Annotated in this window: 15 protein-coding genes; 5 read left to right on the top strand and 10 right to left on the bottom strand. The window is 63.0% G+C overall.

Going from position 1 to position 21,950, the window contains the following annotated elements; translation table 11 throughout:
* Positions 1 to 102 precede the first annotated feature (102 nt).
* The 3 genes from ACFE70_RS03720 to ribD all read right to left on the bottom strand — a co-directional run bounded on the left by ACFE70_RS03720 (position 103) and on the right by ribD (position 2,692).
* Positions 103 to 810, bottom strand: a complete 708-nt coding sequence (locus ACFE70_RS03720; protein ID WP_375416370.1) for a hypothetical protein — start codon at positions 808 to 810, stop codon at positions 103 to 105.
* 217 nt (positions 811 to 1,027) lie between these two features.
* Entirely contained in the window at positions 1,028 to 1,510 is a 483-nt protein-coding gene (locus ACFE70_RS03715; protein ID WP_375416369.1) for a GAF domain-containing protein, read from the bottom strand.
* Positions 1,511 to 1,618: 108 nt separating this feature from the next.
* On the bottom strand, positions 1,619 to 2,692 hold the full coding sequence (gene ribD / locus ACFE70_RS03710) for a bifunctional diaminohydroxyphosphoribosylaminopyrimidine deaminase/5-amino-6-(5-phosphoribosylamino)uracil reductase RibD (protein WP_375416368.1): 1,074 nt from the start codon (positions 2,690 to 2,692) through the stop codon (positions 1,619 to 1,621).
* A 213-nt stretch (positions 2,693 to 2,905) separates the two neighbouring features.
* On the opposite strand from ribD, the gene prmC reads away from it, so the two are divergent.
* Entirely contained in the window at positions 2,906 to 3,763 is an 858-nt protein-coding gene (gene prmC, locus ACFE70_RS03705; protein WP_375416367.1) for a peptide chain release factor N(5)-glutamine methyltransferase, read from the top strand.
* Positions 3,764 to 3,784: 21 nt separating this feature from the next.
* Positions 3,785 to 3,880: a hypothetical protein gene (locus ACFE70_RS03700; RefSeq protein WP_375416366.1), complete on the top strand. Its 96-nt coding sequence runs from the start codon at positions 3,785 to 3,787 to the stop codon at positions 3,878 to 3,880.
* A 221-nt stretch (positions 3,881 to 4,101) separates the two neighbouring features.
* Here ACFE70_RS03700 and ACFE70_RS03695 read toward each other — a convergent pair whose 3' ends face one another.
* The 3 genes from ACFE70_RS03695 to ACFE70_RS03685 all read right to left on the bottom strand — a co-directional run bounded on the left by ACFE70_RS03695 (position 4,102) and on the right by ACFE70_RS03685 (position 8,557).
* The gene (locus ACFE70_RS03695; protein WP_375416365.1) at positions 4,102 to 4,896 is read right to left on the bottom strand and encodes a hypothetical protein; all 795 of its coding nucleotides are present in this window, start codon (positions 4,894 to 4,896) and stop codon (positions 4,102 to 4,104) included.
* Between the two features lie 3 nt (positions 4,897 to 4,899).
* Entirely contained in the window at positions 4,900 to 6,048 is a 1,149-nt protein-coding gene (locus tag ACFE70_RS03690; RefSeq protein ID WP_375416364.1) for a DUF3103 family protein, read from the bottom strand.
* 286 nt (positions 6,049 to 6,334) lie between these two features.
* Entirely contained in the window at positions 6,335 to 8,557 is a 2,223-nt protein-coding gene (locus ACFE70_RS03685) for a S9 family peptidase (RefSeq protein WP_375416363.1), read from the bottom strand.
* A gap of 222 nt (positions 8,558 to 8,779) precedes the next feature.
* Between ACFE70_RS03685 and ACFE70_RS03680 the strand changes: the two genes are divergently transcribed.
* The gene (locus ACFE70_RS03680; RefSeq protein WP_375416362.1) at positions 8,780 to 9,691 is read left to right on the top strand and encodes a hypothetical protein; all 912 of its coding nucleotides are present in this window, start codon (positions 8,780 to 8,782) and stop codon (positions 9,689 to 9,691) included.
* 184 nt (positions 9,692 to 9,875) lie between these two features.
* Here the strand turns inward: ACFE70_RS03680 and ACFE70_RS03675 are convergent, their stop codons facing one another.
* Positions 9,876 to 11,471: a hypothetical protein gene (locus ACFE70_RS03675; RefSeq protein WP_375416361.1), complete on the bottom strand. Its 1,596-nt coding sequence runs from the start codon at positions 11,469 to 11,471 to the stop codon at positions 9,876 to 9,878.
* A gap of 119 nt (positions 11,472 to 11,590) precedes the next feature.
* A complete protein-coding gene (locus ACFE70_RS03670; RefSeq protein ID WP_375416360.1) occupies positions 11,591 to 13,090 on the bottom strand; it encodes a hypothetical protein in 1,500 nt (499 codons plus the stop codon).
* A 443-nt stretch (positions 13,091 to 13,533) separates the two neighbouring features.
* Here ACFE70_RS03670 and proS point away from each other — a divergent pair, with 443 nt between their 5' ends.
* Complete coding sequence (proS, locus tag ACFE70_RS03665; protein ID WP_375416359.1) at positions 13,534 to 15,009, top strand: proline--tRNA ligase; 1,476 nt, start codon at positions 13,534 to 13,536, stop codon at positions 15,007 to 15,009.
* A 139-nt stretch (positions 15,010 to 15,148) separates the two neighbouring features.
* Here the strand turns inward: proS and ACFE70_RS03660 are convergent, their stop codons facing one another.
* Both ACFE70_RS03660 and ACFE70_RS03655 read right to left on the bottom strand, forming a co-directional pair.
* Positions 15,149 to 17,215, bottom strand: coding sequence for an OmpA family protein (locus ACFE70_RS03660; protein WP_375416358.1), 2,067 nt, complete (start codon positions 17,213 to 17,215; stop codon positions 15,149 to 15,151).
* Between the two features lie 472 nt (positions 17,216 to 17,687).
* Positions 17,688 to 18,749 carry a LacI family DNA-binding transcriptional regulator gene (locus ACFE70_RS03655; RefSeq protein ID WP_375416357.1) on the bottom strand — a complete coding sequence of 354 codons (1,062 nt, stop codon included), beginning with the start codon at positions 18,747 to 18,749 and terminating at the stop codon, positions 17,688 to 17,690.
* Positions 18,750 to 18,941: 192 nt separating this feature from the next.
* On the opposite strand from ACFE70_RS03655, the gene ACFE70_RS03650 reads away from it, so the two are divergent.
* Positions 18,942 to 21,758 carry a bifunctional transaldolase/phosoglucose isomerase gene (locus ACFE70_RS03650; protein WP_375416356.1) on the top strand — a complete coding sequence of 939 codons (2,817 nt, stop codon included), beginning with the start codon at positions 18,942 to 18,944 and terminating at the stop codon, positions 21,756 to 21,758.
* Positions 21,759 to 21,950 lie beyond the last annotated feature (192 nt).

Raw genomic sequence — 21,950 nt, 5'->3', positions numbered from 1 at the left:
ACCATCGTCTGCGGGTGCCAGCGGGGCCATCGGCGCCCGCAGCCAGCAAGGAAGTTGAACAACACTGCTCACTGTTCACTGCCAACTGCTCACTGAAACTCCCTACCCCCCAAACCCGCCGCCACCCGACCGGCCGCGGCTGCCGAAGCCGGAACTGCGGCCGGCCGGCGCGCTGCTGCGGAAGCTGGGCCGCGGCGAGCTGCGCACCGTCGAGCGGCTCTCGGCGATGCCGGCGTTGCCGGCGGCGCGGGGGCCGCTGAAGCCACGGCCGAAGAAGCTGCGGCCCTGGTTCTGGCGCTCCTGAGCCACGTTGGCGCGCCAGCCCTGGTTGCGCTGCAAAACGCCGGGGTTGGCGTAGTAGCCGGGATTGGGCGTGAGGAAGCGGCCGGCCATGTAGCCGATGCCGCCCCACATGAGCACGTTCATCATGCTGAAGTTGCCGCTGCGGTTTTCGGGATTGGCGCGGCTGTAGTCCTGCATCTGGCGCTGCAGGGCCTGGCCTTGCAGCGTATCAACTTTGCCATCGAAGTGGCGCAGGATAGCGGCCACTTCCTCCTTGCCGGCGGGGCGCTCGGCCGTGATTTTCCACTGGCCCGGCTGCACCTCAGTCAGTTCGCTGATAACGCCCTGGCTGTAGGTCTGGGCGGCCTGGGTGGCGGGTTGGTCGCCCCAGTCGGCGCCGGTGCCGCTGCTGGTCGTGCTGCTGTCGTTGCCGGAGCAGGCGGGCAAGGTCAGGCCCAGGCTGCCGGCGGCGGCCACCAGCAGCACGTTGCGGCGCCAGTCGCCGAGGAGGTGGAAGTGCTTTTTCATGGGCTGTTAGCTGTTAATTACTGGTTGTCAGGTATGGAAGCGGCTTATAGAATGTCATGCTCATCTGGCGTCCGCAAAGCGAAGCATCTCGCGGGCGGCACTAACTACATCGTCGTTTAGTCGTTTAGATTACTTCCCCGCGCGAGATGCTTCGCTTTGCGGACGCCAGATGAGCATGACATTCTCTTAACTCGACCGACAACTAGGCATTAGGCATTTAAAACCAGCTGGCCACGAGCGGCGCCAGCGCTTCCAGCGCCTCTTGATCGTCGGCGTCGAAGTCGTTCAACTTGTCGCTGTCAACATCGAGCACGGCCACAACGTTGCCGGCTCCCCGGATGATGGGCACCACGATTTCCGATTTCGAGGCGCTGCTGCACGCGATGTGGCCGGGGAACTGCTCGACATCGGGCACGAGCAGCGTTTGGGCCCGCGCCCAGCTGGCGCCGCACACGCCCCGTCCGCGCCGGATGCGGGTGCAGGCCACCGGTCCCTGAAACGGGCCCAGCACCAACTCATCTTCTTTTACGAGGTAAAAACCCACCCAAAAAAAGCCAAATGCTTCCTTGAGGGCGGCGGCGGTGTTGGCCAGGTTGGCGGTCAGGTCGGGCTCGCCGGTAGTGAGCGCTTCGATTTGGGGGCGCAGCTCGGCGTAGCGGGCGGCTTTGGTGGTGGCGGTGAGGGTGAGGTCTTCGGCCATAGTTGGGTTCGAGCGGGAGTTATTCAGCGCAAAGTTTAACTGCGTTGTCCTTCGGTTCGCGGAGTCAGCAAAGTTTCGCGAGGTCAGAAGCCGGCAGAATTCTGTGCTCTAGGAGTTCAGCCAAGTTAACAGCTCATCGTCGCCGGCGTTTTCCAGACCCTGCAAGCCGCTCAGGCCGGGCTTGGGCGCGGCAATGCCGGCGCCGAGCTGCCTGGCCCGGCTGCGAAACACGCGCATCTCATCCCACAAGTCGTGGGCCAGCAGGGAGTTGAGCACCGTCGGGCCGCCCTCGACCAGCACCGACTGCAAGCCGCGCCGGTGCAAATCGGCCAGCATCTGGGGCAGCAAATCCACCACTTGGCCGGGGCCGTGTCCGGGCTCCGTGAGGGTGATGTATTCGACGTTTTCGCAGGGAGCACGCTGGCGGTAAGTGTACACTAGCGTGGGCTGCGACTGGTCGAACAGGTGGTGGGTGGGCGGCAAACTCAGGTTTTTGTCGATAACGGCGCGCACGGGCTGGGGGCCCGGCCACTCGCGGGCGTTGAGGCGGGGGTTGTCGTGCAGGGCCGTGCGGGTACCGACCAGGATGGCCGCTTCCTCGGTGCGCCACTTATGAGTGAGCAGCCGGGCCTGCTCGCCGCTAATTTGTACCGGCTGGAAGTAAGGCCCGGCCAGAAAGCCATCGGCGGTTTCGGCCCACTTGAGCACCAGGTAGGGCCGCTGCTTTTCCTGCATCGTGAAAAAGCGCCGATTGAGCCAGCGTCCTTCGGTTTCCAGCAGCCCGGTTTCAACTTGAATGTCGGCGGCGCGCAGCCGGCCGATGCCCTGGCCGGCGACCAGCGGGTTGGGGTCGCGGTTGCAAATCACCACTTCGCCTACCCCCTCGCGGATGAGCAGGTCGGCGCAGGGCGGCGTCTTGCCGTGGTGGGCGCAGGGCTCCAGCGTGACGTAGATGCGGCTCTGGGGCAGCCACTGGCGGTCGGCAGCGGGCACGGCGGCCAGCGCGTTCACCTCGGCGTGGGGCCCGCCGAACCGCTCGTGCCAGCCCTCGCCGAGGCAGCGACCCTGGTGCGTCACGACGCAGCCAACCAGCGGATTGGGACGGGTGGCCTGGCCGCCGCGCAGCGCCAGGTCGAGGGCGCGGCGCATGAAAAAGTGGTCGGAGTCGGTGAAGTTGGGCACGGGGTGGGAGGAGATAGGGTAGCTTTGGAGGAATGATACGCAGACGCGGCCGGCCAGGCTGTCCGAGCAATTCCCTACCCCCTCTCTTCCAGCTGAAGGCTACCCCGCCTCCCCATTTAACATGCGCAGTGACCCGATGACGGGACGAGGGAAGTCGCCGGGCTACTTCGTGGCGGCGCCGGACGGCCATAATTAGTACAAAGCCCGCTTCCATTGCCCACGACTCTCCGCCAGCTCACCGCCGACCTTGCCGCCGCGCTCCAGGCCATCTACCCGGCCCCGGAAGCCGACGCCATTGCCGACTTGGTTGGGGAGCATCTGTTGCAACTCAGCCCCTTGCAGCGCCGGATGCGGGCCGCCGCCTTGGTGCCAGAAGAAGTAGTCCGGCAGTTGCCGGCCCTCACCGCCCGCCTGCTGGCGCACGAGCCGGTGCAGTATGTGCTCGGCACCGCGCACTTCGCCGGCCTGGAGCTGGAGGTCACTTCCGCCACGCTCATCCCGCGCCCCGAAACCGAGGAGCTGGCCCGCCTCATCGAAACCGAGCTGCGGGGCCGGCCCGGCCTGCGCGTGCTGGACGTGGGCACTGGCTCCGGCTGCCTGGCCCTGGCGCTGGCCCGTGCCCTACCCCGCTCGCAGGTGCTGGCCGTCGATATTTCGGCCGAAGCGCTGGCCGTGGCCCGCCGCAACGCCGCCAGGTATGCGCCGCAAGTCCAGTTTCAGTTGCTCGACATTCTAAATGAAACGCCCGCCCTCGCGCCCGGCACGCTCGACGTGCTGGCGAGCAACCCGCCCTACGTGCGCGAGTCGGAACGGGCGCTGATGCGCGATAATGTGCTGGCCTGGGAGCCCGCCACGGCCCTGTTCGTGCCCGACGACGACCCGCTGCTCTTCTACCGCCGGCTGGCCGCGCTGGGCCGGGCGCTGCTGCGGCCGGGCGGCGGCCTCTACCTGGAAATCAACGAGGCGTTCAGCGCCGAAACCGTGGCGCTCCTGACTCAGCAGGGTTTCACGGACGTAAGGGGGGTAGGGGATATGTTTGGCCGGGCGCGCATGGTGCGGGCGTCGGCCTAGCGCAGCCAGGCGGCACTGCTGGTGTTCTACGGCGTCGTGGCGACGCGGCAGGAGCTGAGCTTCGGCAAAACCTACGCCATGTACGGGGCCGTCTTCATCCTAATGTTGGTGGCCTGAGCGAAGTATTTCGACGGCTTTAAGCCCGACTGGCTGGTCCTGATTGGATGCTTGGTTGTGCTGGTGGAGGTAGGGATTATGCTGTTCTGTCTGCGAAGATGAGGATGAAAATTTAGGGGTAGGAAATATGCTTAACCTGATGCAAGGAAAGCGGTGGTGACACACTTGAAAAAAGCCGACTACGAGTAGTAGTCGGCTTTTTAAATCATAATTCGCCGCAGCTATGACTTTTTCTTGTATGCAAGAAAGCCAACAGTAAAAATACCCTGCCGAAGGTGCTGCCGGTAGGGATAAACGTTGTTCTCGAAGAGAAAACGCCGCGAATAAGGCGTCAGACTCTGCTCATAGCGTAGGTTGAAATCGAAACGTCCGGCAACAAATCCCACCCCTACCTGACCCAGCACCTGTAATCGCTCTACACTCTGATTCAGGCTATTGTAGATGGTGGCTGTGGGAGGATCAGGAGGAGAAGTAGGCCGAACTTCCAGCAGAGCATCACGCCGATTAACGACCAGCACCGGACCCGCCAGCACGTAGGTGCGCCGGCTGGTACGCAGCCCGCCGAGAGCCGCTGCTTCCCAGCGCCATATCCGGTGCCCAAAGGTAGAATAAGACGGGCCAATTGGACCATTTAAATCATATAGCACCAAATAGGATTGCCCACGCGTGGAGGTATAAGCTAACTCCGGCTGCGCGAAAAAGCGGGAGTCTCCTACCTGCCAGCGTGCATAGGCGCTCAGCCGATAGCCAACTTCGTCGTAGCGCGAAAGGTCCTCGTCCGTCGCCAGCGCGTAGGGCAGTATGGGAATAACCTTCGGCGTAGCCAGGGTTTGCGTAACGTTGCCACTGACAGCGGCCCCAACTGCTTCCAACTGCTGGCCAGCCGCGGCTAGTGGAGAGGCCAGCAAGGCCAGTGTACAACCGGCCAGCCAGCTAACCACCGGGCCGCGGTTTCGGCTAGGCACAATTGGTAGACAACCGGCAACCACCGCTGAGAAAATAGCTCTGGTGCTCATTGACTAGAGATTTTCAAGAACCCAGCGAAATTCTCTAATGCCACCGGTGCCACCAGTGTAATAGCCGCCTGCCGACGGCTCAAAGTCAAAATGCATGGAACTTACACTAATTCTGTCGTCGTCATTTGCGATTTTGAAAGTAACCTCCCTGGTAGCTTTCACCCCAAGCAGTTCGAAGCCAATTGATAATTTTACGTCGGCGATGGTGCCCCCGTCCTGTTCATACCATGCATATCCTACAGCATTGCTATATACAGCTTTATCCCATAGAAACAGGGCCGTGTTGGTGCGCCAAGTACTCTCTATCTCGCTTCGGGTCATGGTGTACATGACATCCAGAATAGAAGTGCCTCCGGCACCACCAGTGGGAGCCATAATCTGGAGCCGAATTTCAGGCTTGCCTAGAATGTAGGTCTCGTACTCACTAACGTCTTCCAGCCACAAAGACTTCAAGTACTCGGTCCGCTTGTCCACCCGTACGTAGGAGACAGGCGGTGTCCAACCTCCCCCACCTCCGCCCCCGCCATCGGGGTCACTAGGCAGGAGTATATCGGAAGGAGAACCTTGTTTGGGGTTCTGTAAGTTGCCACGGGCATCAACGGTGACCCGTTCGCTTGGACCAACGACGATAATTGGGAAATCAGGGGCATTATCGGCGTCGAGCCAATGAAGCTTACCATCCTTATCGTAAGCCTTCAACCGCTGCTTTTTCACGCGGTCATTATAGCCAGCCGGAATGAATACGACAAGCGGAGAGTAGCTTGCAACATCCCATTTGTCGATGTTAATCGGAACGGAGATATTTAGGTTAGGAACATCCCGCAACGTAGGAGCCATTCCGGAAACCACCTGCCCTTCGATTTCGGTCTTGACGGTTTTCTCCATCTGTTGCCCAAACGCCGGCACTTGTTTCACAAGTTCGGCGTAGAGTACGTCGTAATCACCGTCAAATTGCTTTAAAGCTTCTTTCTTCAGAAGCCCCCGCGCGGAAGCGTTTTCACCAAGGCTTTTAGCGAGTGCTCTGGCTACGTTCTCGAGCTTGGCGTTGGCACTTGCGTTGGCGTTAGCGCTTACGTCGGCGCTTGTGTTGGAGGCCGATGGTTGAGGAAGTTCGCTAGCTAACTTATCACGGTCGCAGCTTATTAAAAACATCGTTGTTCATAAAGTTAATAGACTACCTAGCCGAGAGAGAGGAGATAAGTTGGTTTTCATGGGAAAGTGAGAAATGATGAGTGGTTTATTGCGGAGGTTAATGAAGTAGACACATCCTCATTAACTTTCCCTAACTGTGTCTGCTTGTAAATGTATGATGTCAATGTTGATAAATAATATCATTTTCCTAAAATAACAATAAAATAATTATCATTAAAATATTACTGTTCAGTTGCTTTACCAGATATGAGATGTTCGTAGCCTAGCTAACACCATTGTTCTCACCCTACAGGTTCGCCAGCACGAAATTCATCATCTGCCGGTACAAGTGCAGCGTGGTGTTGCCGCCCGAAATGCCGTGGTTGCGGTTGGGATAGTAGAGCGTCTGGTAGTCCTTGTTGGCTTTCACCATCGCATCGACCCAGGCGATGGAGTTCTGGAAATGCACATTGTCGTCGCCGGTGCCGTGGACGAGCAGGTACTTGCCCTTCAGGTTCTGGGCGAACTGCACGGGCGAGTTGTCGTCGTAGCCGGCGGCGTTGAGCTGGGGCGTTTTGAGGTAGCGCTCGGTGTAGATGCTGTCGTAGTAGCGCCAGTTGGTGACCGGCGCCACGGAGATGCCCAGCTTGAAGAGGTCGGCGTTCTTCGTCATCGCCAGCGCCGTCATGTAGCCGCCGAAGCTCCAGCCCCAGATGCCGATGCGGCTTTTGTCGACGTAGGGCAAGGTGCCCAGGTACTTGGCGGCTTCGCCCTGGTCGATGGTTTCGAGCTTGCCCAGGTTGGCGTAGGTCGTCTTGCGGAAGGCGCCGCCGCGGGCGCCGGTACCGCGGTTATCGACCGACACCACGAGGTAGCCGTTCTGCGCTAAGAGCTGATGGTAGAGGTAGTTGCGAAACGAGACGCCCGCGCCGGTGTTGTCGGCCACAGTCTGCGAGCCGGGGCCGCCGTAGACGTACATCAGCACCGGGTATTTCTTGCTGGGGTCGAAGTTGGCGGGCTTGAGCATGGAGCCGTTCAGCTGTACGCCCTCGCTGGTTTTGAAGGAGATAAATTCCAGCGCGCCCAGGTTGTACTGGCTCAGCGTCTGGCGCAGCGGGGCGTTGTCCTCCAGGGTTTTAACCAGCTTGCCGGTGGCACCCTCGCGCAGGCTTACCACGGCCGGGACGCCCGCGCTGCTGTGGGTGTTGAGGAAGTAGCGGCAGTCGGGGCTCATGTTCACGGCGTCGGTGCCGGCCCCCGGCTCGCTTAGGCGCTGGGTTTTGCCACCTTTCAAGCTCACCCGAAACAGGTGCCGCTGCAACGGCGACGGGTCGGGGCTGGTGTAATAGACGAAGCCGTTCTTCTCATCCACGCCCACGACCTCGCTCACGTCGAAGCGGCCCTTGGTGAGCTGGCGCGTGAGCTTGCCGCTCATGTTATACAGGTACAGATTGCGGAAACCGTCCCGCTCGCTGGCAAACAGAAATTCCCTACCCCCCTGCAAGTAGCGCAAGTCATCATCGGCCACTTCCAGGTAGGCGGGGTCGGTTTCGGTCAGCACCCCGCGGCCCTGGCCGGTGGCGGCGTTGGCGTGGATGACTTCGAGCTTGTTTTGCAGGCGGTTGAGGCGGCGGATGCTGAGCTGGCCGGGCGTCTGCGTCCAGGTCACGCGCGGGAGGTACTGGTCGGGCTCCGGGCCCACGTCCATCTTCTGAGTGCGGCCGGCGGCCACGTCGTAGGTGCTCACGCCGACGGCCGAGTTTTTCTCGCCCGCCTTGGGGTACTTGAAGCGGTATTCCTTCGGATATAAATTGCCCCAGAGCTGCATGTCGTACTCCGGCACCTGGCTTTCATCGAAGGTGTAGTAAGCCAAATACTTGCTGTCGGGCGACCAGAAAAAGCCCTGCGCAAAGCTGAATTCCTCCTCGTACACCCAGTCAGTGCTGCCGTTGATGCGCTGGTTTTTAATCCCATCCGTGGTCACGGCCTTTTCCTGCATCGTCGCCAAGTCAGTCAGAAGCACGTTGTTGTCGCGCACGAAGGCCACGCGCAGGCCGTCTGGCGAGAACGTGGCGTAGCTCTGCTTGCCGCCCGCGCTCAGCGGCGTGAGCTTCTTACTGGCGCGGTCGTAGACGTAGTAGCTGGCCTTGGAGCTGTGGCGGTAGATGGGCTCGGTGTCGGTCGTGAACAGGATTTTCTGCTCGTCGGCGTTGAAGCGGTAGCCGTCCACGGCCAGCGGCTTGCCGTCTAGTTTCAGGTCGGCGGCCGGCACCAGGGTTTGCACGGCTTTGCCGGTCGCCACTTCGTGCTGCACGAGGCTGCCCTCGTCCAGGGCGGCGTAGTAACGGCCGTCGCGCATCCAGTCGAAGCCCGGCACGGCCGCGGCGCGGAACGTGGGCTTGGCGAAGACGTCCTCCAGGGTCAGGGGCAGCTTTTGCTGGGCGGCGGCGGGCGCGGTGGTGAGGCCGGGCAGCAGGGCGGGGCCGTTGGCGGCCAGCAGCAGGGCCAGCGTCAGGGAGGATAATTTCATGGAGAAAAGAGACGGGAGAAAGACGAGGGCGGGCTGTTGTCGCGTTAAAGGTAAACGGCGGTTGGAAGTTTCCTGCTTGCCTGGAGACATTAGCTTCCTGGCGTTGACCACCCGGCAACTTTAGCCCGCCGAGGACGCGGAAGAAAAGCGCAGAAGTCGCAGAAGTCGCAGAAGCCGGCGGTGCGCGGCCGGCGCCCGACCTTTGACGTTCGTTTACTCGCTATGCGCCTTTCTCTTTCACTATTCCTAGCTGCCCTCACCGGGCTCACGGCCTGCACCAAGGAGCCGCGGCCGGTGCGGCTCGACTTCATCGGCTCGTCGCGCTTCACCTCCAGCGACCGCACGGCTGGCCCCGGCGACACGCTCAGTTCCCGCCTTTATGCCTCGGTCGATACCACGAGCGAGCTGGCCCTGACCCACTTTCGCGTCACGGTGCGGTATGAGCCGACCCCGGTGCCACAGGTGTACGCCACCCCGGCCCTGCCGCTACGCAACGTGCCTGGAGACTCCCTCGTCTACCTCGATTCCACGTTCACCGCGGCGGCAGCCCGGCGCCAGCTTGTCTATCAAAATTCCTTTGGCACCCGCACTACTTCGGGCAGGGAGCGCTGGGAGTTTACGGTTTCCGACGGTAACAACATGTCCACGCGCACTTTCCGGGTGCGCGTAATCAACCGTGACTCAACGGCCGACTATCATCAGTACACGCTGCGCATTCCCACGGCGCCGGCCCGGCCGGCGCGTCCTTTCGTGGCGTTGCTACCAGGGCTGGCGCTGCCGGCGTCGGCCATCCGGGCCAGCGCGCCTGGCCGCCAGCTTATTGACCTCGTGTACCGCCCCGGTGCAACTTCCCTGGTCGTGTATGAAAACCCGGACCGGACCGCCCGCGCCGTGTTGCGTCGCACTGCGCTCGACAGTGTCGCCTTCGTGCGGCTCGCCACGCCGACGCTCATTGCTGGGGCTTTCACTCAGGCTGCCGCGCCGGCCCCATCCACCGGCGTGCTCGCCCGGAACGACGTGATAGCCTTCCGCACGGTCGATAATCACGTGGGCGTGTTCACCGTGCGCCGCCTCGCCCTGACGCCCTATCCCGTGCTGGAGCTGCTGGTGCGAGTGCTGAAAACGCCGGGCTAGGCTGAACTGCTGATTCCCTACCCCCCCCGTAGGGCAAAGGGGGGGTAGGGAAGTACCCATTGTTTAAAAGCAAAAAGCCGCCTTGCAGCACTGCAAGGCGGCTTTTTGCTTTTCGGTAACACGCTTGCCCAACGTCTGGCGCTGGCTTCGCACCCGGCGAGGGGGGTAGGGAAGTGGCGCGGCTTTAGAACGTCAGGCCCGCGGTTAGCGTCGTGGTGAAACGCTTGTTGGTCACGTCGATAACCGGCTCCCGAACGACTTGCGGCTGGCGAGGGTCTCGAGCCAGCGCGTAGGATGAATGCTGCTGGTTGTAGGTGCTATAGACGCCGGCCACATCCAAAAAGAAATTGCCCTGGCGTAGGCCGGCGCCGGCCGTATAGAACCGCTGGGCCCGCCCGATGTAGCCGTTGCGGTAGGGGTCGCCGTAGTGGGCAAAGCCAGCTCGCAGCCGAAAGATATCGAAACGGCCCTCAGCGCCCAGGCGCACATTCACGGTGCTTTTATAAAAGTCGTTGATGTCAGCGTTTTCGCCTTGAAAAGAATAGTCGTCGCCGTCAGCATCATTGGGGTTGCTGCTGTAGCGGGCCTGCGAGTAGCCCACGTACTCTATATCGCCAGTCAGAAAGCCGTACTTGTTTACCAGGACTGCTACCCCCCCGTTGGCGCGGAAGGGCGTCACAAGGCTGTAATTATAAGTGCCGGGCACGGTGCTCAGCGAGTTGCCCAGGCCGGAGCCGGGCGGCAGAAAGTCGTTATTGACCGTAAGGGAGGTAGAGTAGGTATCGGTCAGCCGGATGTAGGTCGGCGTCTGCACCGAGGCGCCGAGGCGCACGAAGTCGCTGAGCCGGTAGATAATGCCCAGGCGGGCGTTGATGCCGGCGCCGGTCGTTTTCACCCGGTCGCGGGTCTCAAAATCCTGCGCCCCTTCCGAGTCTTCGCTGAAGATGCTGGTGCGCTCGTGGTTGAGCGACACAATCCCTACCCCCCCGCCCACGTAAACCCGGTCGCGGTAGCTACCGCCATACGCCAAGTCGAACTGCGACAACGAGCCACTGCTTATCACCGACTCGTTCTGGGTGATGGGGCCGGAACGGCGCACTGCATCCAGCACCAGCACCGAGTCGCCGACGGGCCCGCCGGGACGACGTATTCGCTCAATATTCGTGAGATAATTGCCGTAGGCCAGGCCTTCGAGGGAAGTGTACGTTTCGTCGTCGTACTGCGTGGCAATGTCCGCCACGGCCTGCTGGTAGTCGGGGCTGTTGATATCGCTGTAACCGCCCGGCTCATTCAAATACTGAAAAAACGACCGGTCGTCGCTGGTCGAGTTCGTGTAGCGGAAGGCCTTGTTGAAGTCGGCCTGCCGGGTGAAGCCCAGCCCGAAGGAGCCGCCGCGCCAGCCGTTGCCGGCGGCGTCGCCGTCGGGGCGGCGGTTGGTGAGCACCACGCCGGCGCTGCCGATGTGAAAGCTATTCTGGTCGGCGGTCCGGGGGCCGCCGTTGCCGCGCCCCTCCCCGGAACCCAGGCCGAGGCCGGGCGCCAAGTGCAGCTCCGACTTCTGGTAGAGGCCCAGGCCGGCGGGGTTGCTGCTCAGGTTGCCGAAGTCGGCGCCCAGCGCCACGTTGGCGCCGGCCAGGCCCTGGGTGCGGGCCGGGCCGCCAAACTGCAGGCGCGAATAATCCAGGGCCTGGCCCACGTAGGGGCTTTGCGCCTGCGCGCTGAGGGCGCCAACCGTAGTCAGCACCAAGGCCAGCGCGGGCCGAAAAGCGAGAAGTTTCATAGAAAAAAGGGCAGAAGAAGGCTGAAGAAAAGGGCAGGGAAAGGGCAAAAAAGAGCCGGCCGTGGGGCCGGCTCTGAGGTTAATCAGGAAGAAAGCTGGTCAGGCCAAGTTGCCGGGGCCTAGAAGCGGCCCCCACGCCGGCCGCCACTATTGCCCCCGCCGCCACCACTATTGCCGCCGCTGGAGGACGGCGCCGAATACGAAGGCTGGGAAGGCCGCTCATAGGTGCGCTCCTGCTGCGCGGGGCGCTCGTACGTGCGCTGCGGCTGCTCGGCGGGCCGCTCATACGTCCGGCGGGGCTGGGGTTGCTCGGCAGGCCGCTCGTAGGTGCGGGTGGTCTGGCCCTGCCTGTTGTCGGGCGCCGATTCGTAGATGCGGGTCCGGCGCGCTGGGCGCTGCTCCATTGGCTGCACATCGGCTGGCTGGCTGCGCTCATACACGCGGCCGGCTTCGTTACCAGTGGTAGTACTACCCTCGCTCACGCCACGCAAGCGACGCCGCGAACGGCTCTCGACGTTGGCTTCAGCGGGGGGGGTAGAAAGGGTAGCTTCGGTGCGGCTCAGGCGCGCGGCAGCGTCCTCACTGCGGCGGCCGGTAACCGCGGGCTGGTCGCGGTCGGTGATGGCTGTGGGGCGGTTAGGAGCGGTGCCATCGCTGCTCACCCGGCGGCGGCCATAGCTGGCGTCGCCCACGGCCGAGGAGGCCGGCGCAGCCGGCGCGGTCAGACCACCAAGCGGGGCGTCCGGGCTGGCTACTATTCCGCCGCGCCGGCCGCGGCCAGCTGTGGGGGCCGGCGTACTGCCCGGCGCGGCTACCGCGTTGCCGCGACCGGCCAGCACGTCGCCCCCGCGGCCCCGGCGCGGGCCCACGAGCACGGGGTTGCTGGTGTTGGCGTAGCTGCTGCCATTAGGGCGAATCACTTGCCGGCTACCCCCGTAGTAGGCGCCATAGCCGTCGTTGCCGTAGCCCCGGCCATAGCCGCCGCCGTAGTAGGGGTCGTAGGCGTAGGCGCCGTAGCCACCGTAGTAGGGCCGGCCGTAGCCATAGCCCCCCCAGGGCCGGCCAAAGCCGATATTAATGCTCACGAAAGAGGCGCCATAGCCGTAACCGTAAGGGCTGAGGAAGGGGTCGTAGAACGCGTAAGGGCTATAGAATGGGCTCGCGAAGGACGAATAGTACGGGTCGTAGAAAGCGCCGCCGTAGCCGCCGTAGGCCGGAAAGCCATAGCTGACAACGGCAGGCGCGAACACCACCGGCGGGCTGTAGTAACCCAGGCCCACGGTCGGGCCGGCGTAGGGCCGGCGGAAGCGCGAGTCATTATCATACGACGAGCTGGAATAGCCATCGTCGTAGTATTCGGGCGCGTTGCGGGCCTGGCGCCGGGTGTCGGCGGCCTGGTAGTCGGGGTTGGCAGCCTCGCCATCGTTATCAATTTCGGACGCGGCCGGGGCAGTCTCCGCCGACGCGGCGGGCGCCGGGCGCACCACAGCCGTGGTACGGTCTTTCGAGGAGTAATACACACCGTCATCTTCCGTCGTGGCGACGGAGCGAGTGGCGGAGCAGCCGCCCAGCGCAAGCAGGGCCAGCGCGGGCAATGAGGCGGTGAGCAGCTTTTTCATGATAAAAAACAAAGGAAAAGTGACAGGCAACGGTAAAGAAACAACCGACAAATGCGGGCCGGCACGAGAGCAGTTGACAGACTTGTAGCGGACCTGATTCGAGCGCGAAGGTTTAACCGAGCGGGGCAGAATCGGCAAGCTGTTTTGCCAGCGCGACGGCAGCTATTCCCTAAACAACGAGCACCCGGCAAACAGTTGCGAGCAAACAAATAAACTGGTCCCTAAACCTGCTCGCCCTTAACGGAATTTCGGCCGGTTCCGATGCCTGGCCGCGAACTGATTTATTGGGTTGGTCCTGCCCGGCTTAAACCCGGTTGCGGCAGCGGTCTATCTTTGAGCCCGGAAGACGACAACTTTATCTTCTTTCTTGTTAAAATCAAAACCCGTACCAGGTTTGGGAACTATTTCCCCGCGCCTGTTCCGCCTTTTAGTAGATGCCCGTTATGAGCAAAAAGTTGCCTACCCGCCAGGAAGATTATTCGCTTTGGTACAATGACTTAGTGAAGCGCGCCGGCCTGGCTGAGAACTCGGCCGTGCGCGGCTGCATGGTGATTAAGCCTTACGGCTACGCCATCTGGGAGAAGATGCAGCGGCAGCTCGATGATATGTTCAAGCGCACCGGCCACGAGAATGCCTACTTTCCGCTGTTCGTGCCCAAAAGCCTGTTTGAGGCCGAGGAGAAGAACGCCGAGGGCTTCGCCAAGGAGTGCGCGGTGGTGACGCACTACCGCCTGCAATCGGACCCCGACAACCCCGGCAAGCTGCGCGTCGACCCGGCCGCCAAGCTGGAGGAAGAACTGGTGGTGCGCCCGACCTCGGAGGCCATCATCTGGAGCACCTACAAAAACTGGATTCAGAGCTACCGCGACCTGCCGCTGCTCATAAATCAGTGGGCCAACGTGGTGCGCTGGGAGATGCGCACGCGCCTGTTTCTGCGCACGGCCGAGTTCTTGTGGCAGGAAGGCCACACCGCCCACGCCACCGCCCCCGAGGCCCTGGCCGAAACCCGGCAGATGCTCGACGTCTACGCCGAGTTCGTGGAAGAGCACATGGCCCTGCCGGTGGTGAAGGGCGCCAAAACCGAGAACGAGCGCTTCGCCGGCGCCGAGGAAACCTACTGCATCGAGGCGCTGATGCAGGATGGCAAGGCCCTGCAAGCGGGCACCAGCCATTTTTTAGGTCAAAATTTCGCCAAGGCCTTCGACGTGCAGTTCCAAACCAAGGAGGGGGGTAGGGAATTCGTGTGGGGCACGAGTTGGGGCGTGAGCACCCGCCTGATGGGCGCGCTGGTCATGGCGCACTCCGACGACGAGGGGCTGGTCCTACCCCCCCGCCTGGCGCCCATCCAGGTCGTCATCGTGCCCATCTACAAAACCGGCGAGTTGGACGCGCTATTGGAGCGCATCCGCCCCATTCAGATGGGGCTGATTGCGCGCGGCATCTCGGTGAAAGTGGACAGCCGCGACACCGAGCGGCCGGGCTTCAAGTTTGCCGAGTGGGAGTTGAAGGGCGTGCCCGTGCGCCTGGCCATCGGCGCCCGCGACCTCGACGCCGGCCTCATCGAAACCGTGCGCCGCGACACCAAAGAAAAGCTGCACCTGCCCCTGGCCGACATCGTGCAGAGCGTCGACCAGCTGCTGGCTGATATTCAAACCAGCATCTACCAGAAAGCCAGGCGCTTCCGTGCCGCGCACACCCACCGCGTCGAAACCTACGACGAATTTAAGGCCGCGCTGGAGGGTGAGGGCGGCTTCGTGCTGGCCCACTACGACGGCACTTCCGAAACCGAAGAGCAGATTAAAACCGAAACCAAGGCCACCGTGCGCTGCCTGGCCTTCGGCGAACCGGACGAGGATGGCGTGTGCATCGTGACAGGCCGGCCGAGTGCGCGGCGGGCGTATTTCGCCAGGGCCTATTGAGTTTGAGAAGCAGCTTTAACACAAAAACCCCGTGCCGGCCTGGCACGGGGTTTTTTGTGGCGTCCGGAGACCTGGTTGCCGGGCAGGGGGGTAGGGAAGGCACCGCTCCGGCTTCGGGATTCATACTGCTTCCTACCCCCTACTTCTTGGTGATGGTGAACTCCACCCGCCGGTTCTGGCGACGGGTTTCCTCTTGCTCGTTGCTGGCCAGGGGCTTGGAGCCGCCGTAGCCCTCGGTGGTGATGCGGGCGCCGCTGATGCCCTTGCTGATGAGGTAGCGCTTCACCTCGGTCACGCGGTCCACGCTCAGCTTCAGGTTCAGGGCCTCGTCGCCCTGGTTGTCGGTGTGGCCTGAGATTTTGATTTCCACCCCTGGGTATTCCTTCAAAATGCGAATCAGGCGGGCCAGCTCGGGGTAGGAGCTGGGCGAGAGGTAGTAGCGGCTCTGCTGGAAGAAGATGTTGTTGAGCTTGATGGTCTGGCCCACGGCGAACGGAATCAGGAACAAGTCCTGCTGCTGCTCGGTGTACTGGTCCTTGTTGGTGGCGTCGAGGCTGGCGTTTTCGGCCAGGTAGCTCTCGGCCTCGGCGCGGTAGCCGTACTGCACGCCGCTGGGCAGCACGATGGTGTAGGAGCCGTCCACCGGGTTGGTTTCGGCCACCCCGATTTCCTCGCCCGTGAGCAGGTTTTCGTAGATAATCTTGGCTTTCACCGGCTTGCCGGTCGAAGAATCCAGCACCCGGCCCGTGACCAGCGTCACGACTTCGGGCTTGAACTTGGGCGCCAGGGCAATGCGGAAAATGTCCTTCGAGCCGTCGGTGCCGTTGCGGGCCGACACCAAATAAGCATCATCGCCGGCCGCTGACACGGTGTAGTAAGCATCAAAATCGGGCGAGTTTACGGCCGAGCCCAGGTTGCGCGGCGGGCTCCAGTTGGTCCAGGAGTCATCGAGGCGCTTGGAGTAAAAGATGTCGGACTTGCCGTAGCCGCCGCGGCCCTCCGTAGCGAAGTAAAGGGTTTTTTCATCGGCCGCCAGGAAGGGCGCGAAGTCGGCTTTCTTGGTGTTGACTTCTGGCCCCAGGTTGCGGGGCTTGCTCCAGCTTTTGCCGTCGGCATTGGGGAAGCTGACGTACAAATCCTGCCCGCCCAGGCCGTCGTTGCGCTCCACGGCCATCAGCAGGGCCCGGCCCGAAGTCGAAAGAAAGGCGTCGATGTGCTCTTTGTCCTTATTATAGAAGTCGTCGATGTTCATCTTCTCCGGCCGGCTCCAGCCAATGGGCGTGCGCCGGGTCAGGCTGAAGCCGCTGGGCTCGATGGGCCCCTCGGGCGTGTAGACGCCGATAAGGATGGCCGAGCGCCCATCGGCCGACACTGAGGCCAGGCCATTAGGGTCGTCGGCGGTGTTGATGGGGCCGCCCAGATTGCGGGCCGGGCCCCAGGATTTCTTGGCCGCATCGCGCAGCGGCGCGGCCCACACGTCCTGCGGGTCGTCGGCGCCGCCCACGTCGAGCGGGTGGCCCTGGCGGGCAAAAAACAGGGTGCGGCCGTCGGGCGAAATCACCGGGTGGGTGTCCACGGCGCGGGTGTTCACGTTCGGGCCCAGGTTCACCAGCGTCGAGTCGAACGTGGCCAGGTCGGCGGCGGTGGGCGCGGCGGGCTTGAAGTCCTGGCGCACCATGTCGGCGGTCACGTCGGCGATGCCGATGGCATCGAGCTGGTTGATGCCCTCCACCTTGGCCGTGTTCATGGTCACCACCACCCCAATGGTGCGGTAGGTGGCGGCTGGAAACCGCACTTGCAGCGTGCGGAAGGTTTCGGGCAGCGGGCCGGGCTCCTCGTTCTTGTAAACCTCATGCCGCTCGCCGCGGGTATCAACCACCTCAATTCTGGTGATGGCGCCGGGGTTGAAGTTCTCTACCACCGTCACCTGCTGGGCCAGCAGGGAGCGGGCGAAGCGCACCTCGATAAACTCCTTTGGCCCTTCCTTCTTCGGAATCCAGCCCTGGTCACTGATTTGGCCCAGCGGCAAAGCGTTGGGCGTGCCCAGCACTTTTTCGGGCGAGTAGGCTTCCTTGCCCTGCGCTTTCTGCGACGACACGGCCACTACTTTCGCCGCCCAGATGGCGTGCTGCGCCCGCGCCGCCGGCCCGGCCGCCAAGGTCAGGCCCAGACTAAAAATAGCTTGATAACACGTGGTAACCTTCATAATTAACCCGGCCAAAAAATAGAAAAATTATAGTTACCCTACGATAAAGCCTGCCTATACTGCGGCCGGTCAGTTCGAGCTACTAACGTAAGAAGAAACAATAGCTTGTGCCGCCGCCTCAGCCCAGGAGCAAACCCCACACGGCGGCCCGGTCAACCGCCACCAGACATTTTCGGCGCGCGGCGGTGGTGCAGCAAGCCCGGCTGGGTGGCCGCGCGCGGCGGGGCGCTCGCCTCCACAGATGAGCTGCCGCCCGGTGCCACCGCCGCCCAAAGCAGCAGTGTGCAACTCACAAATTCATCTTAAAATCATACTTCCCTACCCCCCTGTCGCCGGTTAAGCTCCCGTTCCGGCAAGCGCAGAACTCAATTTTAGCTAAGCAATTCGCGCAGCTTTTTGGTTCGGCACCGGCGCCTGGTCGGCGCCCGGTCGGCGGGGAAGTCAGCCGGAGCCTAAACGGAAGTGGGCTGCTCTACCCCCTCTTATGCAGCGAAGACTCGCGGATAAAGAGCTGGGGCTGAAGCACCACCTGGCGGGCCGCGAACGTGCCGGCTTCGGCCCGAAACAGCTCCAGAAACAGCCGCACCGCCGCCTGCCCCATCTCCTCGGTGCGCTGGTCGACCGACGTAAGCATGGGCTCGGTGATGGCCGTGAAGCCCTCGTTGCTGAAGCCGGCGAGCGCCACGTCCTGGGGCACATGCCGGCCGCGCCGCTTCAGCTCCTGCAAGGCGCCGAGCACCGCCGAGTCGCCGGCCGCAAACACCGCGTCGGGCGGCTGAGGCAGGGCCAGCAGGCGCGCCATGCCTCCGGCCCCTTCGGCCACGCTCATGTTGCTGTACACAATCAGGTCCTCGTCGGGGCTGAGGCCGGCTTCCCGCAGCGCGTCGAGGTAGCCCTGGCGGCGGTTTTTGTAGATGTTCAGGTGCTGCGGCCCGGCAAAGTGCGCCACGCGGCGGCAGCCCTGCTCCAGCAGGTGCCGGGTCGAGCGGTAGCCGCCCTCGCGGTCGTTGAGCACTACGGCGTTTACGTGGTCGCCCTCCAGCGTGCGGTCGAAAAACACCAGCGGAATGCCGCGCTTGCGCACTTTCTCGAAGTGCTGAGCATCGGCCGTGGTGCGGGCCAGCGAAACCAGAATGCCGGCCACCTGCGCGCTGAGCAGCGTCTCCACGTTGCGCCGCTCGTGGGCGGCGTCCTCATTGCTCTGGCAGATGATGACGCTGAAGCCGGCCTTGCTGGCTTCGGTTTCGATGCCGTGCACGACGGAAGCAAAAAACCGGCCCTCGATGTAGGGCACAATCACGCCCAGCAGCTTGCTTTTGCCCTTGCGCAAAGCCGCCGCCAGGTGATTGGGCTGGTAGTTGAGCTTCTTGGCCAGCTTGAGCACCGTCTGCTTCATGGCCGGCCCGATGCTGTGGTGGTCGCTCAGGGCCCGCGAAATAGTCGTCATCGACACGCCCAGCTCCCGCGCCAAGTCGGCCATCGAAACCGGGCTGCCGGGCGCGGCGGGCTTGTTCTTTTTAGCGCTGGGGGGCATAGGCGAAAGCAGAATTTAACGGGTAAACACCGCAAAGCTACGCGGCCGGCCCGCCCAATAATTACCCCCGCTCCTGGCCAAATCGGCCTTAGGCCCGCGCCGTGCGGCGCGGGTCTAAGGCCGAAGCAGCGCCCAAAGAAGTTCTTTCCTGACCTTTGGGCCGGCTTCGTTTCCCTACCCCCCTCTTCCCGCATGAACCCACTCGCCGACATCCGCCAGTTCGACCAGAGCATCTGGCTTGACTTTATTCGCCGCAAGATTCTGATTAACGGGGAGTTGCAGCGCCGCATCAGCCAGGAAAGCCTGCGCGGTGTCACGTCCAACCCCGCCATTTTCGAGAAAGCCATTGCCGGCTCCGACGACTACGACGCGGCCATTCGCAGCCTGGCCTTGCAAGGCAAAACGGCCGATGAGATTTATACCACGCTGGCCGTGGCCGACGTGCAGCACGCCTGCGACCTGTTCCGCCCGCTCTACGACAGCACCGACAACGCCGGCGACGGCTACGTGAGCCTGGAAGTGAGCCCGGCCCTGGTCAACGACACCGAGGGCACCATCGCCGAGGGCATCCACTTCTGGCAAACCGTGAACCGGCCCAACGTGATGATAAAGGTGCCGGCCACGCTCGAAGGCCTGCCCGCCATTCGTCGCCTCATCGCCGAGGGCATCAACGTCAACGTGACCCTGATTTTCAGCCTGGACCGCTACCGCCTCGTGGCCGAAGCCTTCCTGGCGGGCCTCGAAGACCGGCTGCACGCGGGCCTGCCGGTGGCCGACATCGACTCGGTAGCCAGCTTTTTCCTGAGCCGCATCGACGTGCTGATTGACCCGCTGCTGGAGAAGCTGGCGGCCGAAGGCGGCGGGCGGGGCGAGCTGGCCCACAGCCTGGTGGGCGAAGTGGCGCTGGCCAGCGCCAAGCAGGCGTATCAGATTTATAAAGAGCTGTTTAGCGGCCCGCGCTGGGCGAAGCTGGCCGAAAAAGGCGCCGACTCGCAGCGCCTGCTGTGGGCCAGCACGGGCAACAAGAATCCGAAGTACGACGACCTCAAATACGTCGAAAACCTCATCGGCCCCAAGACCGTGAACACCGTGCCGGTCGAGACGCTCGATATATTTCAGCAGCGCGGCCGGCCCGCCAACCGCCTTGAAGAAGGCCTGGAAAAAGCGGCGGAAGTCTTGCGCCGCCTGCCGGAATTGGGCCTGAACCTGGCGGAGCTGACCGACCATCTGGAAGTCGATGGCGCCAAAAAATTTACAGAGCCCTTCGGCAAGCTCATGGACTCGCTGGAAGCGAAGCGGCAGCAGGCCCTGGCCGAAACCGCGGCCCCGGCGACTATGCAGCTGGGGCAGTATCAGGACGTGGTGCAAGCGAAGGTTGAGGAGCTTAACAACCAGGAATTTACCGCCGGCTTCTGGAAAAAAGACGCCACTTTGTGGACCCAGGACCCGGAAGCGCAGCAGAGCATCCGCAGCTTCATGGGCTGGCTGCGCGTGGCCGAGACGATGGTGGGGGCGGTACCGGCCATTGAGATGTTCGTGAACGAGGTGAAGGCGGCCGGCTTCCGGCACGTGGTGGTGATGGGCATGGGCGGCAGCACGATGACGCCGCTCGTGTTCCGGGCCGCGTTGGAGCCGGGCGAAAACGGGCTGCCGCTCTCCGTGCTCGACACCACCAACCCCGGCACGGTGCGCGAAATTGAAGCCGCCGGGCCGCTGGCCGAAACGCTGTTTATTGTGGCCAGCAAATCGGGCACCACGGCCGAGCCGCTGGCGTTCGGCGACTATTTCTACGACCGGGTTCGGCAACTCAAGGGGACGCGGGCCGGCGAAAACTTCGTCGCCATCACCGACCCCGGCTCGAAGTTCGTGGCCGCGGCCACCGAGCAGGGCTACCGCCGCGTCTTCCTCAACTTCGCCGATGTGGGCGGGCGCTTCTCGGCCCTGTCGTACTTCGGCCTGGTGCCGGCCGCGCTCTATGGCCTGCCCATCGGCGAGCTGCTGGCCCGCGCCATAGCCATGATGCGCGCCTGCGGCGCCTACGGCCCGGTGAGTGAAAATCCGGGCCTGGAACTGGGCGTCGCGCTGGGCGTGCTGGCTCAGCAGGGCCGCGACAAGCTCACGCTCGTGGTGCCCGATAAGCTGGCCGACTTGGGCTTGTGGCTGGAACAGCTCATCGCCGAAAGCACCGGCAAGGAAGGCAAGGGTATTCTGCCGGTGGCGGGCGAGCCGCTGGGCGAAGCTGACGTTTACGGCGCCGACCGGGTGTTTGTGTACGTGGGCTTTGAGGGCCAGGTGGATGCCGAGAACGAGGCCAAGCTGAACGCATTGGTCGAAGCCGGCCATCCGGTTATCAGCATCAAAATGAAGGATGCGCTGGACCTGGGCGCTGAGTTTTTCCGCTGGGAAGTGGCGACGGCCGTCGCCAGCGCGGTGTTCCAAATCAACCCCTTCGACCAGCCCAACGTGCAGGCTGCCAAAACGGCCACCGACCAGCTGATGAAGGAAGTCGAAGCGCAGGGTCATCTGCCGGAGGGCGAGGCGCCCAAAGTGACCGAAAGCGGCGTGGCCTACTACGCCAGCGTCGGGGGCGGTAGCGCGGCGGAGCTGCTGCGCGCCTTTTTCGCTCAAGCCGGGCCGGGCGCGTTCCTCAACATTCAGGCCTACCTGACGGAAAGCCCAGCCCTGAATGAGAGCCTGCAAGCCTTGCGCCGACGGGTGCAAACCCAGCACCGCATCGCCACAACCTCCGGCTACGGCCCGCGCTTCCTGCACTCGACCGGGCAATACCACAAGGGCGGGCCGAATACGGGCCTGTTCGTGCAGTTCACCCAGGACCACCCGCAGGACGTGGTCCTGCCGGGCCGCTCCTATACCTTCGGCACCTTCCAGAACGCGCAGGCCGCCGGCGACTTGCTGGCCTTGCAGGACGCCGGCCGCCGCACGCTGCACGTGCACCTGGGCGCCGATGCGGAGGCGGGATTGAAGGCGGTGTTGGCGGCGCTGGCGTGAGCCACCCCCCGGCCCCCTTTCCTGCGGAGAGGGAGAGCCGGTGGGGAGGTCCGCCTCGGAGGGCGACCACCTGATTGCTTATCGGGGCGAGAGATAATTTTAGTCAATCCATTATACTCTTCACCAGATAGTCTCTAAGTCATTGATAGTATGTGCTATAACAAGAGCGGCACGCTGAAGCGCGTAGTGATG

Origin of the sequence: uncultured Hymenobacter sp., from assembly GCF_964243305.1 — a bacterium.
Classification (GTDB): domain Bacteria; phylum Bacteroidota; class Bacteroidia; order Cytophagales; family Hymenobacteraceae; genus Hymenobacter.
This window is presented reverse-complemented; position numbering and strand designations above follow the sequence as displayed.